This is a genomic window from Rhizobium subbaraonis (assembly GCF_900220975.1).
Classification (GTDB): Bacteria; Pseudomonadota; Alphaproteobacteria; order Rhizobiales; family Rhizobiaceae; genus Mycoplana; species Mycoplana subbaraonis.
Genome location: NZ_OBQD01000001.1, coordinates 331,704 through 347,652 on the forward strand (window position 1 = coordinate 331,704; position 15,949 = coordinate 347,652).

The 15,949-nt window shown below is 64.8% G+C and carries 15 protein-coding genes; 9 read left to right on the plus strand and 6 right to left on the minus strand.

Going from position 1 to position 15,949, the window contains the following annotated elements:
• Positions 1–36 precede the first annotated feature (36 nt).
• From crcB to CRO48_RS01530, 3 genes are all read left to right on the plus strand, one after another.
• Positions 37–423 carry a fluoride efflux transporter CrcB gene (crcB, locus tag CRO48_RS01520; RefSeq protein WP_097135739.1) on the plus strand — a complete coding sequence of 129 codons (387 nt, stop codon included), beginning with the start codon at positions 37–39 and terminating at the stop codon, positions 421–423.
• Positions 420–857: an EamA family transporter gene (locus tag CRO48_RS01525; protein WP_097135741.1), complete on the plus strand. Its 438-nt coding sequence runs from the start codon at positions 420–422 to the stop codon at positions 855–857. The genes crcB and CRO48_RS01525 overlap by 4 nt, the downstream gene beginning before the upstream one ends.
• A 117-nt stretch (positions 858–974) precedes the next feature.
• Positions 975–2,774, plus strand: coding sequence for a GGDEF domain-containing protein (locus tag CRO48_RS01530; protein WP_097135743.1), 1,800 nt, complete (start codon positions 975–977; stop codon positions 2,772–2,774).
• A 128-nt stretch (positions 2,775–2,902) separates the two neighbouring features.
• Here the strand turns inward: CRO48_RS01530 and CRO48_RS01535 are convergent, their stop codons facing one another.
• Positions 2,903–3,178: a DUF1344 domain-containing protein gene (locus CRO48_RS01535; RefSeq protein WP_097135745.1), complete on the minus strand. Its 276-nt coding sequence runs from the start codon at positions 3,176–3,178 to the stop codon at positions 2,903–2,905.
• 305 nt (positions 3,179–3,483) lie between these two features.
• Here CRO48_RS01535 and CRO48_RS01540 point away from each other — a divergent pair, with 305 nt between their 5' ends.
• A complete protein-coding gene (locus tag CRO48_RS01540; RefSeq protein ID WP_097135747.1) occupies positions 3,484–4,485 on the plus strand; it encodes an NAD(P)H-quinone oxidoreductase in 1,002 nt (333 codons plus the stop codon).
• 19 nt (positions 4,486–4,504) lie between these two features.
• Here the strand turns inward: CRO48_RS01540 and CRO48_RS01545 are convergent, their stop codons facing one another.
• A complete protein-coding gene (locus tag CRO48_RS01545; protein ID WP_097136062.1) occupies positions 4,505–5,926 on the minus strand; it encodes an MFS transporter in 1,422 nt (473 codons plus the stop codon).
• 181 nt (positions 5,927–6,107) lie between these two features.
• Positions 6,108–6,845: a DUF3750 domain-containing protein gene (locus tag CRO48_RS01550; protein WP_097135749.1), complete on the minus strand. Its 738-nt coding sequence runs from the start codon at positions 6,843–6,845 to the stop codon at positions 6,108–6,110.
• Positions 6,846–6,929: 84 nt separating this feature from the next.
• Here CRO48_RS01550 and CRO48_RS01555 point away from each other — a divergent pair, with 84 nt between their 5' ends.
• The 3 genes from CRO48_RS01555 (at position 6,930) to CRO48_RS01565 (ending at position 9,494) form a co-directional block, all read left to right on the plus strand.
• A complete protein-coding gene (locus CRO48_RS01555; protein WP_097135752.1) occupies positions 6,930–7,937 on the plus strand; it encodes an asparaginase in 1,008 nt (335 codons plus the stop codon).
• Positions 7,938–8,265: 328 nt separating this feature from the next.
• Entirely contained in the window at positions 8,266–8,655 is a 390-nt protein-coding gene (locus CRO48_RS01560; protein ID WP_097135754.1) for a VOC family protein, read from the plus strand.
• Positions 8,656–8,873: 218 nt separating this feature from the next.
• A complete protein-coding gene (locus CRO48_RS01565; protein ID WP_097135756.1) occupies positions 8,874–9,494 on the plus strand; it encodes a glutathione S-transferase family protein in 621 nt (206 codons plus the stop codon).
• Positions 9,495–9,588: 94 nt separating this feature from the next.
• Here the strand turns inward: CRO48_RS01565 and CRO48_RS01570 are convergent, their stop codons facing one another.
• On the minus strand, positions 9,589–9,786 hold the full coding sequence (locus CRO48_RS01570; RefSeq protein ID WP_097135758.1) for a hypothetical protein: 198 nt from the start codon (positions 9,784–9,786) through the stop codon (positions 9,589–9,591).
• Positions 9,787–9,926: 140 nt separating this feature from the next.
• Between CRO48_RS01570 and CRO48_RS01575 the strand changes: the two genes are divergently transcribed.
• A complete protein-coding gene (locus tag CRO48_RS01575; protein ID WP_097135760.1) occupies positions 9,927–10,859 on the plus strand; it encodes a LysR substrate-binding domain-containing protein in 933 nt (310 codons plus the stop codon).
• Here CRO48_RS01575 and CRO48_RS01580 read toward each other — a convergent pair.
• Both CRO48_RS01580 and CRO48_RS01585 read right to left on the minus strand, forming a co-directional pair.
• Complete coding sequence (locus CRO48_RS01580) at positions 10,831–11,490, minus strand: glutathione S-transferase family protein (protein ID WP_097135761.1); 660 nt, start codon at positions 11,488–11,490, stop codon at positions 10,831–10,833. The two genes, CRO48_RS01575 and CRO48_RS01580, sit on opposite strands and share 29 nt — an antisense overlap.
• Before the next feature lie 411 nt (positions 11,491–11,901).
• Positions 11,902–13,269 (minus strand): TIGR03808 family TAT-translocated repetitive protein, encoded by a 1,368-nt coding sequence (locus tag CRO48_RS01585; protein WP_097135763.1) that lies wholly within the window; start codon positions 13,267–13,269, stop codon positions 11,902–11,904.
• Positions 13,270–13,563: 294 nt separating this feature from the next.
• On the opposite strand from CRO48_RS01585, the gene CRO48_RS01590 reads away from it, so the two are divergent.
• On the plus strand, positions 13,564–15,879 hold the full coding sequence (locus tag CRO48_RS01590; RefSeq protein WP_407071879.1) for a sensor domain-containing protein: 2,316 nt from the start codon (positions 13,564–13,566) through the stop codon (positions 15,877–15,879).
• Positions 15,880–15,949 lie beyond the last annotated feature (70 nt).

Genomic DNA, 15,949 nt, shown 5'->3' on the forward strand with positions numbered 1-15,949 from the left:
TTCCGTTACCGCCCCATCGTGGATAAGGTAACGCAAATGAACTTTCTCATCGTATTTCTCGGTGCAGGCATCGGTGGCGCGGGCCGCCATGGCGTGAACGTTCTCGCCGCACGCCTTTTCGGCACCGGCTTTCCGGTCGGAACGCTGGCCGTCAACGTTGTCGGCTGCATGGCGATGGGCCTGGTTGCCGGTTATTTCGCCTTTCGTGGCCATCTGCCGCAGGAGATCCGGCTGCTGCTCACCACCGGTGTTCTCGGGGGCTTCACCACCTTCTCGGCCTTCGCGCTGGATGCGACGCTGCTGTGGGAGCGCGGCAATCTCGCCATGGCGGTCGCCTATGTCGTCGCAAGCGTCGTCCTGTCGCTGATCGCCGTCGTTGCCGGCCTGTTCCTGGCGCGGCTGTTCCCGGTGGCGCTGGCGTGAAGACGCTGCTTTTGTCCTGGCAGTTCTGGGCCGTCGGCTCGGCCATCTTCGCCGCACTCACGGCAGTCTTCGCCAAGGTCGGCATCGAGGGCGTCGGCTCGGATTTCGCTACCTTCATCCGCACCATCGTCATCCTTTGCGCGATCGCCTTCATGCTGTCGCTGAGCGGTGGCTGGCAGGCGCCATCGACGGTGACGCCCAGGAGCTGGCTGTTCCTGATCCTGTCCGGCCTCGCCACCGGTGCATCCTGGCTTTGCTATTTCCGCGCGCTCAAGCTCGGCAACGCCTCGCAGGTTGCCCCCGTCGACAAGCTGAGCGTCGTTCTCGTCGCCGCCTTCGCCGCGATCTTCCTTGGCGAGCGCCTGTCGGCGATGCACTGGCTCGCCGTCGGGCTCATCGCCACAGGTGCGGTGATGCTGACCATGAGAATATGATGAAATCGTCATGTAAGTGCTTGCAGTCGTTGAAGTTTCAAGAAACTGTCACATTCGGGAAACGGAATTTTCAGGATCGACAAACATGCTTCCGGCAATTCTTGTCCGGAGTCAGCAATGTCCGCCGATATGCTTACCCTTCGCCGGTTCGGCGACGATCAGATCGTGACCCTCGCCAAGCTGGTCGTGGAAACGGCCTTCCAGCCGATCGTGGAAACGGCCTCCGGCGCGGTCTTCGGCTACGAGTCGCTCATGCGTGGGCACGAGCGGCTTGGCTTTTCCTCGCCGCTCCATCTTCTCGACCGTGCCCACGAGGCGGGGCAGTTGCTTGCGCTGGAGCACATGGTCACCAGCCGTGCGCTGGCGGCCTTCGCGACACTGCCCGACTTCGCCAGCCGGACCCTGTTCGTCAACCTCGACTCCCGCCTTATCACGCAGGCGGGCGATATCGTGGAGCGCCTGTCGAGCCACCTCAAGCGCGCCGGCATCCCTGCCTCGTCCATCTGCTTCGAGATCTCCGAGCGCTTCGATCACAGCGATGTGCCGGATTTCGGGGTGCTGATGGCGCGGCTGCGCCAGGAAGGGTTCAAGCTGGCCGTCGACGATTTCGGCGCCGGCCACAGCGGCATGAAGGTGCTCTGCGATCATCCGATCGACTACCTGAAGATCGATCGGCACTTCATCTCCGGCCTGGAGGCGGATGCCCGCAAGCGCCATCTGGTCAAGAACATGGTCAACGTCTCCCATGTGCTCGGCATCCGGGTGATTGCCGAGGGCGTGGAGACGGAGGCGGAATTCGTCGCCTGCCGTGATGCTGGCTGCGATCTCGTGCAGGGCTGGTACATCTCCCGTCCGCAGACGGACATGTCGGCGTTGCAGCCGGTCTATACGCCCATTGCACGGGCTGCCGCCGGGCGGCGCAATTCGCCGTCGCTCGACAGCATCCTCATCCGCCGCCAGATCGAGCACCTCCCGGCCGTACACGAGGCCGACAGCCTGGAGTCCGTGTTCGAGTTGTTCCGCAAGGATCCGAAGCGCACCTTCTTCCCCGTCCTGAACGCCAACGACGAGCCGCGCGGCATCCTGCACGAGTATCATGTTCGCGAGCTGAGCTATCATCCCTTCGGCCGCGACCTCCTGAAGAACAGGCTGTACCAGAAGAGCCTCTCGCATTTCGCCAAGATGGCTCCGGTCGCCGACCTGGAGACGCCGGCCGAGCAGCTTCTGAACATCTTCGCCGACATGGGCGGCAGCGAATGCGTGATCCTGACGGAAAACATGCGCTATGCCGGCATCCTGAGTGCCTCGTCGCTGCTCAAGATCATCAGCGAGAAGCAACTGAAGGCGGCGGAGGACCAGAACCCGCTCACCGGCCTGCTCGGCAACCGCTCGATCCATGAGTATCTGCAGGACCGGGCGCTGGACGGCGACCAACTGCGCTGCTTCTGCTACTTCGACTTCGACAACTTCAAACCCTTCAACGATCATTACGGCTTCCAGATGGGGGATCGCGCGATTCTTCTGTTCGCCTCGCTGCTGCGCCGCCACTTCATCGGCGACGACGTGTTCATCGGCCATCTCGGCGGGGATGATTTCTTCGCCGGCATCTCGGGGCGCGACGTCGCCGCGGTGGAGCAACTGCTGCAGCGGCTTCTGGGCGATTTCACCCGCGAGGCCCGCCAGCTTTATGCGCCGGAGGATCTGCAGGCAGAAGGTATCAGGGGGCATGACCGCGACGGCAATGCCCGCAACTTTCCGCTGATGCGCTGCTCGGCGGTCGTTCTCGTCGTAGGCGAAGGGGATCTCGTCGCCGATCCCCAGCAGATCAGCGCCCGCATCGCAACGCTCAAGAGCCAGGCCAAGCTTAGTGCCAACGGCGTCGTGCTGTGTTCGGTAGAGATGCGCGAGGCCGCCTGATGAAGCGGCCGCCGGTAAAAAGGGGAGGGCGGACCCGGCCACGGATCCGCCCCCTTTCGACCGCCAGCTGTACACACAGAGCTGGTCGGCCTATCCTGAGCGGCTGTTGTTGGGTCGGGGCAGACCGCTCAAGACTGCTGAGGTTGCTGCAGGATCTTCACAGTCTTGGCTTCGTGCTTTTTCCCGACCATGTCGTAGGAGATCGATACCTTCTCGCCGGCCTTCAGGCCCGGATCCTTGAAACCCTTCGGCAGCATGTAGGCGGTGCCGTCCGACAGCGTCGGCGTCATTGCCAACGGGCTGTAGGTTTTCACGGTCCCGGTCACGGTCTCCGCCGCTGCGAAGGCGATGCCCGGCGCAGACAGAGCGCTGACGATTGCGAGGTTGGAGAGAAGAACACGCATGAGACTAGTCCTGGTTAGGCCCTTGTGGGGCCTCATTTCGGAAGCCGTCCGGAAGGCGTCGCGTCACGGCCACGGCCGCCGGTGCTTCCCGACTTCGACCTGAACGTTAAGGCCGCGCAAGCGCCACTTCAAATTAAAGATAGGTAATTATGCAACCCCATGAAATCACATGTTTTCAATGATTTGTGGCAAATTGTGGCAGGCTTCCTGATGAAGCAAATTTAATGTTTCGACGGAAGGCTTTCCGCTATGGTTAGGCAACAGCCGGGCGCAAAACAGCCCGCACCCTATACGAGGAGACTGCCATGACGCTGCCCGAAACCATGTCCTTCATCGACGTGAGCGAGCCTGGCGGCGTGGAAAATCTTCTGGTCGCTCAGGGGCCGCTGCCGCTGCCGCGCGCAGGCGACATTCTGGTGCGGGTGGAAGCCGCCGGCATCAACCGTCCCGACCTCATGCAGCGCAAGGGCGACTATCCGCCACCGCCCGGCGCCAGCCCCGTCCTAGGGCTGGAGGTCGCGGGCGAGGTGGTGGGCCTTGGTCCCGGCGCCAGTGGATTTTCGATCGGCGACAAGGTCTGTGCGCTCGTCAATGGCGGGGGGTACGCGCAGTATTGCGCGGTGCCGGCGACCCAGGCCCTGCGTTTTCCCAAGGGCTACGATGCGGTCAAGGCGGCAGCCCTGCCGGAGACGTTCTTCACCGTCTGGGCCAATCTCTTCATGATGGCGGGGCTGAAGGCGGGCGACACGGTGCTGGTGCACGGCGGCACGAGCGGCATCGGCACGACGGCGATCCAGCTGGCCACGGCTTTCGGCGCGAAGGTCTTCGCCACGGCCGGAACCACCGAGAAATGCGAAGCCTGCGTCGGCCTCGGCGCGTCGCGCGCCATCAACTACCGCAATGAGGACTTTTGCGCGGTGATCGCAGAGGAGACCGGCAGGCGCGGCGTGGACATCATCCTCGACATGGTTGGCGCTGCCTATTTCGACCGCAATCTGAAATCCCTGGCGCAGGATGGCCGGCTTTCCATCATCGCCTTCCTCGGCGGCGCTTTTGCTGACAAGGTCAATCTTGGGCCGATCCTGTTGAAGCGCCTGCGCGTGATGGGCTCCACCCTTCGCCCGCGCACTGCAGACGAAAAGCGGCAGATCCGCGACGAGCTTCTGGAAAAGGCGTGGCCCCTGCTTGATTCCGGCCGTGTCGCGCCGGTCGTCCAGGCGGTGCTGCCCTACACGAAAATCGCTGACGCGCACCGGATGCTGGAGCACGGCGATCATATCGGCAAGGTCGTGATCACCTTCGATTGAGCACAGCAGGAGAGCGGTCTTAGCAGATCTCCTTGCGCAGGCTTGCCGCAAGCAGGAAGGCCAGCAGAGCCGGCAGCGCCAGCAGGCCGAAGAGCCACGTGGCCGCCGATATGCTGCCGGCGACGCCACCGGGGTCAAGCAGGCCGAAGCTGTTGGCCAGCACCCCCGAAAGCGCGGCGCCGAAGGCGCTGCCGATCGACTGCATGGTCGTGATCGCAGCCGATGCCTTGTCCTTCTCGTCGTCCGGCGCCAGCCGCAGCACGAGCGTCACCAGATGCGCCCAGCCCATGCCGACTCCGAATCCCATGCCGAAGATCGCGACCGTCAGCGGGGCGAGCTGCAAAATGCTGCTTTCGGGATTGTGCCGCGCGAGCAGGAACACCATCGCGCCGGTGGAGGCGGCCTCGATGATGGTGCCACCGATTATGGAACGGATCGCATTCCGCCCGCTCAGCCCGGAAGTCAGGAACGCCGCCGTGGTCCATCCGAGCGCGACGACTGCGACCAGGTATCCGGACGCCAGCGGGTCGAGTCCATGCAGTTCCTGCAGGAAATAGGGAATGTAGACGTCCGAGGTCAGGGTGACCATCAGGAGCACCATGATCGCGTAGATGCGTCCGAGCGGTGAGGAAAGGCTGGCCGTCCGCGCCGGCAGGAGCAGCACCTGGGAGCGCCGTTCGACCGCCAGCATGCCGGCGATCGCGACAGCGGCGAGTCCCGCCAGTCCCGCCCGCAGCGCCACTTCGTCTACCGAGCCGGCAAAGGAGACCAGGAGCACGGAGCCCAGCACCAGTGCGATCTGGGTGAACGGGGCGGGAGGAGCACTTTCACGGTCCTCGCCCGGCGGCAGCCGCCTCGGCGCCATGTAGGCCATCAGCAGGGAAATCGGGACCAGCATCAGGAAGGCTTCGCGCCAGGCGCCGCCATTGGCAAAAATGCCGCCGATGGAAGGTCCGAGCAGCGTCGAAACGCCCCAGATCGCCGCATAGAGCGTCGTCGCCTTTCGCCAGAGCGGCTCGGGATAGACGAAGCGGATGAAGGAGTAGCCGAGCGCCACCAAAAGGCCGGCGCCGAGCCCCTGCACGGTGCGGCCGAGCAGTACGACACCAATGACCGGCGCAATGGCGCAGATCAGGCTGCCGAGCCCGAACAGGGCGGCGCCCGCCACGTAGCAGCGATTGAGGGTGACGCTTGCCGGACGCACCGCCACGAAGATCGACCCGATGACCGATGCGGCGACATAGAGCGTCGTCGCCCAGGCAAACAGCGCAAGCCCGCCGATGTCGCGCACGATCGACGGCATCAGGGTGGCCGTGATGTAGGTTTCGATCGCATGCAGGGCGATACCGCCCCCGAGCATCAGCGTCGGGAACAGGTTATCGGAACGGAAAAGCGCTGAAAGGCGCGGCGGCGCGTCGGAGTGCTGGACGGTGTGTGTCATGCGGGCATCGATTCTGGAAAGGGGCGACTGGATCACATTTCCCGCCGGCCCGAAAGGGCAAGCTTTCGCGGCAGCCGGAAATTGACGGCGCGCTGCCTAGTTTCTCGACACCCGCCGCACGCGGCTTTGCCATTGCGGAAGCTATCGCAGCTTTTTCCTTGAGCGGCGACGGGGCGCGGGCTCAGATGCCCACGCGCCCGAGCGCCGGGATCTTCAGGCCCGGTCGGGCGACGTCGATCCCGGCAACGAGGCCGGCGAGATGGAATTCGAGGCCGCTGCGAACGCCCGCGGAAAATCCGACCAGGCCGACCAGGCTCACGTGGAAATCGCGGCCATCGGGCGCGAGTTCGAAAAAGGTGCCCCATGGCAGGAAGTCACGCCCGACGGCTTCCGGCGGCAGAACCGCGCCCAGTTCCGGCACGCTCTTCAGCACATGCGCCACGAAGGTGTTCGAGTTCGGACCCGGCCACATGCGGTAGCCGCCCGGCTGCGCGTAAGGGTAGGCGGCTATCGCAGCCTCGATCTTGGGGATCAGCCTTGCCGCTTCCTCGCCCGCAAGCGAGACGACCACACGCGGCCGGTTGGAATACCAGAAGGCGTCGGCGGGATAGCCGTTGCGGCGCACCGGGCTGCCCCAGCCGACCTTGTCGTAGCGTTCGTACGCGGAGGCGTTCGCGGCCTTTGTGACGATCCACGCATGGCTGGCAAAGGCGCCTTTCATGCCTCCGGTCGCAGCCGAAAAGATGTGGACCGTCGCGCGCGGTTCCGTCGCCGGCGCCGGCAGGATGCCGGCCGAAGACCAGTTCGCCTCCCGCCATGAGGCCGGCCGGTCCAGAAGGTACCAGTAACCCGCGCTGGCCAGCGCCGGCATCAGGTAGATCGCGAGAAACAGGATCAGGACCTTCCTGCCGACTTTCATCCGGCTCTTCTCCGTATGTTGCTGATTTCAGACACAGTCTGGGGTAATACCGCAAGCGATCTTGGAGATTTGAGGGCGTATGGCATGGAACATCCCGTAATAGTCGAAGTGACGCGTGGAAACCGCGTGGAAAGCCGCCATCGCGGCATGGTCGTTGCCGTCGATGGCGACGGTGAGGTGATCCTCTCAAGCGGTGACGTCGACGCGGCCACATTCCCCCGCTCCGCCTGCAAGGCGATGCAGGCGCTGCCCTTGGTGGAAAGCGGCGCGGCGGACGCCTATGGCTTCGGCAACCGGGAACTGGCGCTTGCCTGCGCCTCGCACAGCGGCGAGCCGGAGCATGCGGCGCTTGCAGCAAGCATGCTTGCGGCCGCCGGCCGCGATGCGGGCGCGCTGGAATGCGGCGCCCATTGGGCCTTCGACCAGCCGGTTTTGATCCGACAGGCGCGGGCGATGGAACGCCCGACCGCGCTTCACAACAACTGCTCGGGCAAGCACGCGGGCTTCGTCTGCACCGCCTGCCACACGGGCACCGATGTGAAGGGCTACGTCGGCTATGACCACCCGATCCAGGCGGAAATCCGCGCTGTCATGGAGAGCCTGACGGGGGCTTTGCTCTCGCATGACGACTGCGGCATCGACGGCTGCTCGATCCCCACCTATGCGGTGCCGCTGCGCAAGCTTGCCCATGGTTTTGCAAAGATGGCGACGGGGACGGGGCTGGAGCCCGTGCGCGCCCGTGCCGCCAGGCGGCTGATCGAGGCCTGCATGGGCGAACCCTTCTACGTCGCTGGTACCGGGCGCGCCTGCACCCGCCTGATGCAGACAGCACCGGGGCGCATCTTCGCCAAGACCGGCGCGGAAGGCGTGTTCTGCGCGGCGGTTCCCGAAAAAGGCGTTGCCATCGCGCTGAAATGCGAGGACGGCGCAACGCGCGCTGCCGAGGCGATGGTCGCAGCGACGCTTGCCCGCTTCTTTGACCATGACGAAGCGGTGCGCGACGCCTTGCTGAGCCAGGCCAACCGGGCGATGCACAACTGGAACGGCATGCACGTCGGCGACATCAGGGTGACGGGGCCGCTTGCCCCCTGACGCATTCGGATCGGCATCGCTTCGACATGGAACAACGTCGAAAAACAACCCCGTGGTGAAGTCCGGTGCAATAGGCGTTGTATGTTCGCCCCTCACCCCGACCTTCGCCCCGCTTGCGGGGAGAAGGTGCCCGGCAGGGCGGATGAGGGGAGAGGCCCAACTTGTCGTGTACCGCGGCAATCCGGTGAGCCGGATCTCATGGGAACTTCCCCAGATCGCGCAACGCCGACATTTTTCCAAGGCCAATGTCGGAACTCGCTCCACGGTTGCGTCCTTGTCGCATCGGGCGGCCGCAGACGCGGCCGCGGATCCAAAAGGGAGAATCCGAATGCGCATGATCTTCGTTAACCTGCCTGTCAAGGAAATGGCCGCCACCCGGCGCTTCTTCGCTGCACTCGGTTTCACCTTCAACGAGCAGTTCAGCGACGAGCAGGCGGCCTGCATGGTCGTCTCCGACAACATCTTCGTCATGCTGATGGAGGAGAGCAGGTTCGGCGAATTCGTCAACGGCGCCGTCGGCGATCCGGAGAAGGATACGCAGGTACTGACCTGCCTGTCCGCCGAAAGCCGTGCCGAAGTGGACGACTTCAAGGCGAAGGCGCTTGCCGCCGGTGCGCGCGCGTGGAAGCCGAACCTCGAATTCGGACCCATGTACGGCTGCAGCTTCCAGGACATCAATGGCCACGTCTGGGAAATGATGCACATGGCGCAGGCGTAAGCGCGCAGGAGCAAGCGCGCACGTGCGCGGGTGCTGGATTGAGGCGCCCTGCGAGGCAACCCTGGAGCGAGGCGCATATGCCGCGCCTCGCTCCGCCGGAACGGCATCCCTGCCGCAGTTTTGAACTTTTCGTCACCCCGCGGGCCTGGCCTTGCTTGTCAGGCCGGGCGTGATGCGGTCTGCTGTATCGCAGTGAAATCGATTCCGGAGGAAATCCCATGCTCACCCTGCACATCGCCCCGAAGACATGCGCGCTGGCCTCGCTCATCGCGCTGGAAGAAAGCGGCCTGCAGTTCGAGGTGCGCGGGGTGGACTTCGCAAGTTCCGAACAACGGTCGCCGGCCTATCTGGCGATAAACCCGAAGGGCCGCGTGCCGGCGCTTGTGACCGATCGCGGTGTTCTGACCGAGACGCCGGCGATCCTTGCCTATGTCGCCCAGATCACGCCCGGCGGACGGCTGGCGCCTCTCGACGACGCCTTCGCCTTTGCCCGCATGCAGGCGTTCAACTCCTACCTTTGCTCTACCGTCCACGTCGCCCATGCCCACAGCCGTCGCGGCGCGCGCTGGTCGGACGACCCGGCTGCAATCGAGACGATGAAGGCGAAGGTGCCGCAGAACATGGCCGAATGCTTTCGTCTGATCGAGGAGGCGATGCTGGCCGGTCCCTGGGTGATGGGCGCCGCCTATTCCGTCGCCGATCCCTATCTTTTCACGGTCGGCGGGTGGCTGAAGGGCGACGGTGTCGATCCGGCGCTGTTTCCGAAGGTGGCGGAGCATCGCGCCCGCATGCTCGAGCGTCCGGCCGTCAAGCGGGCACTGGAGCGCGCCGAGGCCTGACCGGTTCCGCGAAAGGAAGGCGGCTCCGTTTGACTCCAAAAGCCGCCGGAAGGCGGGCCTGAACAGGCATCAGCGAGCCGATCCCGCGGTAGCGTCATGTTGCTTGCGCTGCCTTGCCGCCGAGGGGCCGCGTCCGTGCAACGCCCTGGAACGGCAGGTCCGCGCGCTGCCGTTCGTCCATCGCGGCGATATCGGGATGGGAAAGCGGGTCGCGGATCCAGCCGGGTTCGGCGTCGCCGCCCCCCGCTTCATTTCCCGCACGATCGGCGTGGCTCAAGAAAAACTTGAACATCGATCCTCCTGCGGCGCCGCTGCGCCGCCGTCTGCTTCTCGGAAGAAGCAATGGATAATGAGCAATCTGTGAATGGAAATTGCGCCGGGATGCCGGCGAATACAATTGAGGAGATCAGCGAGCTATTATAGAAAAACTATATGAAGAGCCTGAATGTCGTTCAGTTGAATGGATTGCGTGCCCTCGAGGCGGTCGGGCGGCTGGGGTCGCTGCAGGCGGCGGCCGAGGAACTGGGCGTGACCATCGGCGCCGTCAGCCAGCAGGTGATCAAGGCGGAAACCCAGCTTGGACGCAGCATATTCGAGCGCACGCCACGCGGCCTGCGGCCCTCGCGCGCCGGCGAACCGTTCCTTCGCAAGCTGAACGCCGGTTTTCGCGAACTCTCCGAAGCGGTCGGCAGCGTGCGCCATCGCGACGACACCATTCTCGTCATTTCGGTCGCACCGATCCTTGCCTCGCGCTGGCTGATCCACCGCATCCACCAGTTCAGCGCGCGCCATCCCGAAATCAGCCTGCGGATCGAATCGACCACGACGCTTGCGGATCTCGCCGGCTCCGATGTCGATCTTGGCATTCGCATCGGCCCCGGAACCTGGCCGGGCGTGCGCGCGGAATTCGTGCTGCCGCAGGAGATGTTTCCCGTCTGTACGCCCGAACTGGCGCACAGGCTCCGCACGCCCGCCGATCTCGTCGACATGCCGGCGGTGATCGATGCCAACGACCAGTTCACCTGGGACCGCTGGCTGCAGGCTGCCGGTCTCGACCAGCCGCCGCCGAAGACGCGCCACATGTTCAGCGACGCCTCGCTTTGCCTGGATGCGGCGCTGGCCGGGCAGGGGGTGCTGCTCGCCTGGCCGATTCTCGCCTCCTGGGCGCTGGAGGAAGGGCGGCTCGTCGCACCCTTCGACATCCGCGTCAGGACGGGAATGGGCTACTACTTCGTCACGGCGCCCGACGTTCGCGAGCCGAAGAAGGTCAGGCTCTTCAAGGCGTGGATGCGACAGGCCATCGCCGAGAGCATGGCCGACCACACCGACGGTTCGCTTACTCCGCTTCCTCGAGGCGCGTCTTGAACATCGCCTTGAAGGCCGGCCGCGCCTGGCAGGCGGCAAGCCAGGCCTTGACGTTCGGCGCGGCCTCGAAGAGCTCGGTCTCGGTCATGGCGTAGCGGAACACTTCGGCAAGGTTCAGGTCGGCAACAGTGAAGCGGTCGCCGACGACATGGCCCGTCGCCGCCAGCCGGGCATCGAGCAGGGCAAAGGCCTTGCGCAGCGCGCGCGTGGAAAGCCGGATGGCCTGGCGTCCTTCGTCCGTCTCGGCGGCCCTGGCATCGTGGATCAGCACGATGCGGACGGCGTGTGGTTCGACTTCGGTCGCCGCCCACATCGTCCATTGCAGCATCTCCGCTTCTTCCATCAGCGTCTGCGCCGAAAGCGGCCCGCCGTGCTTGCGTGCGAGATAGAGGTTGATCGCAAGCGATTCGTTCATGACGAACCCATCGTCTTCGATGCAGGGGATCAGCCCGCCGGGATTGATCCTGAGGAATGCGGGAGAGATCGTATTCAGGGGCGCGTCGGCCGCATTCGGGTCGTCGAGCCTGCGCGCCTGGATTACCGGCACCGATTTGAACGGCAGGCCAAGTTCGCCGGCCAGCCAGTAGTTGCGCGAGGCGCGCGAGCGGTAGACGCCATAGATGGTAAGCATGGAACTGATCTCCCTTCGGATTGTGGCCGAACCATAGGCGTTCGCCAGCCCTATAGACAGGGGACGACGATGATCGGATCATGAATTGTCGTGATCGAAAATGCCGCATTGACCCATTCCGGGCGAGGCGATGTGGCCGCGAAAGGCCGGCAAGCCAGGGTGAGGCGGGCAGCGACACGCACAAGGCGCATTGAGCGCGACAGAGAGGCGAAGCCCTGTGCCTAAGCGCTGACGCAGCGGATGCGGGAGATGGGAAAGGCACGCAGAGTGGCCTTCCCCATCCCGCCCCATCGCCCCAACCGGCGTTCGGGAACCGGAAGGGGCGAATGTCATGGCCGCTGTACGGCGGCCGTGTGCGAATTTGACCGCGGGCGCATCGGCCGACGCGCGCCGCGGGAGCGCCTGTCCGGCTTATCCCGACCGGTTGCGCTCGATCGTGATATGCGCGAACTGCTCGCGACCGTCGGCCAGTTCGCCCGTGGTCCGTTCGTTCCAGCGGTAGCCGGCGATCGCGCCCTGCGGGGTGTCCTCGAACAGGTTTCCGGAAATCATTGCCGAGCCCGCTCCCTCGACGACGCTGACCGCGCAGCCGACCGGCGCGCCGCGCACCAGATTGCCGTTGACGACGAGGCCGCGCATGTAGGGTCCCCATCCGAGCATCAGCCCGAAGCGGGGCGCGTTCTCGACGGTGTTGCCGCTCACGACGGTGTCTGCCTCGACCGCGATGCCGAAGCCGAAGCCCGCGCCGTCGTGCACGTAAGGCCCCTCGCTCCGCAGGTTGCGCACGACATTGCCCGTCACCGTGGCGAGCCGCCCGCCCTCGTTGAAGTTGACGATCAGGATGCCGTTGGCAGCACCATCGATCAGGTTCGAACTGACGATCGCGCCCTCGAAGCCGAATTCGGAATAGATGGCCGTTTCGCCGCAGTTCAGGCAGGTGTTGCTGGCGATCTGGACGTTGGAGCCGGCATTCGAGCGGATGGCCGAGAAGGCGCAGTCGGTGAGGATGTTGTTGGTCACAAGCACGTTGTCGGCGCGGAAAACGTTGATCCCGTTTCCGTATTCGCCGGTGCCACCCTTGGCGGCCGCGATCTTCGAAATCCGGTTGCGCGAGACGATCGTGCCGTCAGCATCCTTGGTCCAGCGGTGCACGAGGATACCGCCGTTGGCACATTCGAATACGGTGTTGTCGCTGACCGACAGCCCGGTGCTCTCGATCGCATAGACGCCGTATTCGGCAGCACCCGACACGCGGCTGCGCTCGATGCGCCCGCCGCAGCGCTCCAGATAGATCGCCGACTTCGACGAACCCTTGATCTCGCAATTGTCGATGACGACTTCGCTTGCCAGAGACAGGTGCAGCAGGCCCTCGACGCTGTCGTCCAGCCAGCGGTTGCCGCCGTCGATGACCAGATTCTCGAAGGTGACGTTGATCGCGTTGCGGCTTTTGAAGAGATGGCCGTCACCGCCGTAGACGATGCGGGTCGCACCGGGAACGCCGGTCAGCCGCGTGTTGTCGGGCAGCTCGATGTTCGAGATCACGTAGTCGCCGGGCGGCAGGAAGATCGGCAGGTTCCTTGCGGAGGCGTCACGCAGAAGCTTGGCGAAGGCCCTGTTCTTGCGATTCTCGCCGCCGGGACGCACGCCATGGGCGGCGGCGTCGAGCGCGCCGCGCAGTTCCACGTTGACGAGCGTTCCCGTCCCCGCGCCATGCGCGGGCAGGGCCGCACCGAGCGCGCCGAGGCCGAACGAAGAGAGTATTAACCGCCTGCTAACCATTTCAGCTCCTTGTTCCCCAAGGAGCATGAAACGTGCCAACCGCTTTCCGTGCCGGAATGAAGCGAAACCGGGCCTTCAGGGCCGGTTTGGCGATTTCGCCGTCGACCGGAATGGAGCGCCGTTCCGAATTGGCACAGGCGAGCATCCTTCGAACGCCCGAAATGCGGGGCTTTGGCAGAGCTGCACCGCCCGGATAGCGTGCATTGCAGCAAAAAGATTCAGTATTGCATAATACTCTCAGGTGTAGCTTCGGACCGTCAAAAAGCGAGGTCGCCGGTTTGATGCGGCCGGGGAGTGGGGAAGCGTATGAGCCGGTCCAGCACGCAGTGGTCTTCGGAGGAAAAGCCTGCCGACCCCACGTCGCTGCTGCTGGCGGCAGGCGAGCGGCTGATTGCCGAGGCCGCCCGCCGTTTCCCGATTGCCGGCGACCGTCACGACCGGGCCTACTGGATGGATGCAATGATCCAGGAGGCACCGGTCGGCCTCTTCTTCAAGGACCGTGACGGCCGCTTCCTGATCGCGAACAAGGCCACGGCCGCGCACATCGGCGGCGGTCGCGACGATCTGACCGGCCTGACCGATTTCGACCTGTTTTCCCGTGAGGTGGCGCAGGTGCTGCACGATTGCGAGCAGCAGATCATCCGGACAGGCGAACCCGTGCTCGACATGGAAGAGTGCTTCCGCGACGTCGCGGGGCGTCGGAAATGGGTGCTGACATCCAAGCTGCCCATGCGCAACGATCAGGGCGAAATCGTCGGCATCGTCGGCATCGCCCGTGACATTACCGATCGCAAGCGGCAGGAGGGCCTGCACCGGGGGCAGGCCGAGATCCTCCAGATGATAGCGCGCGGGGAGGCCCTTTCGCAGGTTTTCCCGGCGTTGATCCTCCTGATCGAAGAGCAGGTGGCTGACGTCACCGGGTCCATTCTCCTGATCGATCATGACCGGCAATGTGTTCGCCACGCGTCTGCGCCGAACCTGCATCCGGACTACACCCGTGCAATCGATGGCGCGCTGATCGGCCCGGCTGTCGGGTCATGCGGCACGGCGGCTTATCGCGGCGAGCAGGTTCTCGTCGCCGACATCGCCGAAGATCCGCTCTGGGCGGACTATCGCCACCTGGTGCGACCCTACGGTTTTCGCGCCTGCTGGTCCTCGCCTATCCGCTCCAGCCAGGGGCAGGTGCTGGGCACCTTCGCACTCTATTCGCGCACGCCCGGGCTGCCGACGGCAGCCTGCCACAAGCTGCTCGGTGTGGCGACGCATATCGCCGGCATCGCCATCGAACGCAAGGAATCTGAAGACCGCATCCAGTTCATGGCCCACCACGATGCGCTGACGGGGCTTCCCAACCGCGGCATGCTCGACGAGCGCATCGCGACAGCCATCGAGATTGCCGACGACGAGAACCGGAGCGTCGCGCTCGCCTTCCTAGACCTCGACAACTTCAAGCTGGTCAACGACAGCCTGGGTCATAAGGCAGGCGACACGCTCTTGAAGACGGTGGCCGCCCGCATGGCCGACGGTCTTCGCCCGGGCGACGTGCTCGTCCGTCTCGGCGGTGATGAATTCGTGCTGATCGTCAGCGCCCCGCGCCGGAACGCCAAGGGCGTCGCTGCCCGGCTCGAGGCCGTCCGCCAGACCATTGCCGCCCCCGTCACGCTGGAGGGGCGCACGGTGCAGGTCAGCTGCAGCATGGGGGTCGCGCTCTATCCCGAGCACGGGCGCACGCCAACCGAACTGCTCGCCAATGCCGACCTCGCCATGTACCGCGCCAAGGAAATCGGCCGCGATGCGCTGCACTTTTTCAACAACGACATGGCGGTGAGCGCGCATGAGAAACTGCGCCAGCAGGAGGAACTGCGCCGTGCCATCGCCCGCGACGAGTTCGTGTTGCATTATCAGCCGCAGGTGGACCTGAGAACCGGACGCATCTTCGCCGTCGAGGCGCTGATCCGCTGGAACCATCCGGAGCGCGGCCTGCTCCCACCCGGCGAATTCATTCGCTTCGCCGAGGAGTCCGGCCTGATCGGCCAGATCGGCGACTGGACGCTGCGCGCCGCCTGCCGCCAGAACAAGGCCTGGCAGGACGCGGGCCTGCCGCGGCTGGTCGTCAGCGTCAACGTATCCGCCCGCCAGTTCCAGGAGATCGACTGGGTGGAGCGCGTGCGCTCCGCCTTGAGCGACAGCGGGCTGGATGCGCGCTATCTGGAACTGGAACTGACCGAAAGCCTGATCATGGCCGACGTGCAGCAGGCGGTGGCGCTGATGTACCGGCTGGAGGCGCTGGGGGTGCATCTGGCGATCGACGACTTCGGCACCGGCTATTCCAGCCTCAGCGCGCTGAAGCGCTTTCCCGTCGGCCGGCTCAAGATCGACCGCTCCTTCGTGCAGGATCTTCCGGGCGACGCGGACGATGCGGCGATCGCAAGGGCGGTGATCTCGCTGGCGCAAACGCTGCAGCTCCGGGTCATCGCAGAGGGCGTGGAAACCCGCGAACAGCTGGAATTCCTGCGCGAAGCCGGCTGCAACGAGATCCAGGGCTTCTATATCGGCAAGCCGATGGAAGCCGCCGCGATTGAGGCCCGGCTGAACGAGATGGCGGCCTGAACGACGTCGGCTCGAAGCAGGCCGCGATCTCAGGGGTTCGCATCCCACGCTTCAACCCATTCATCGTTGC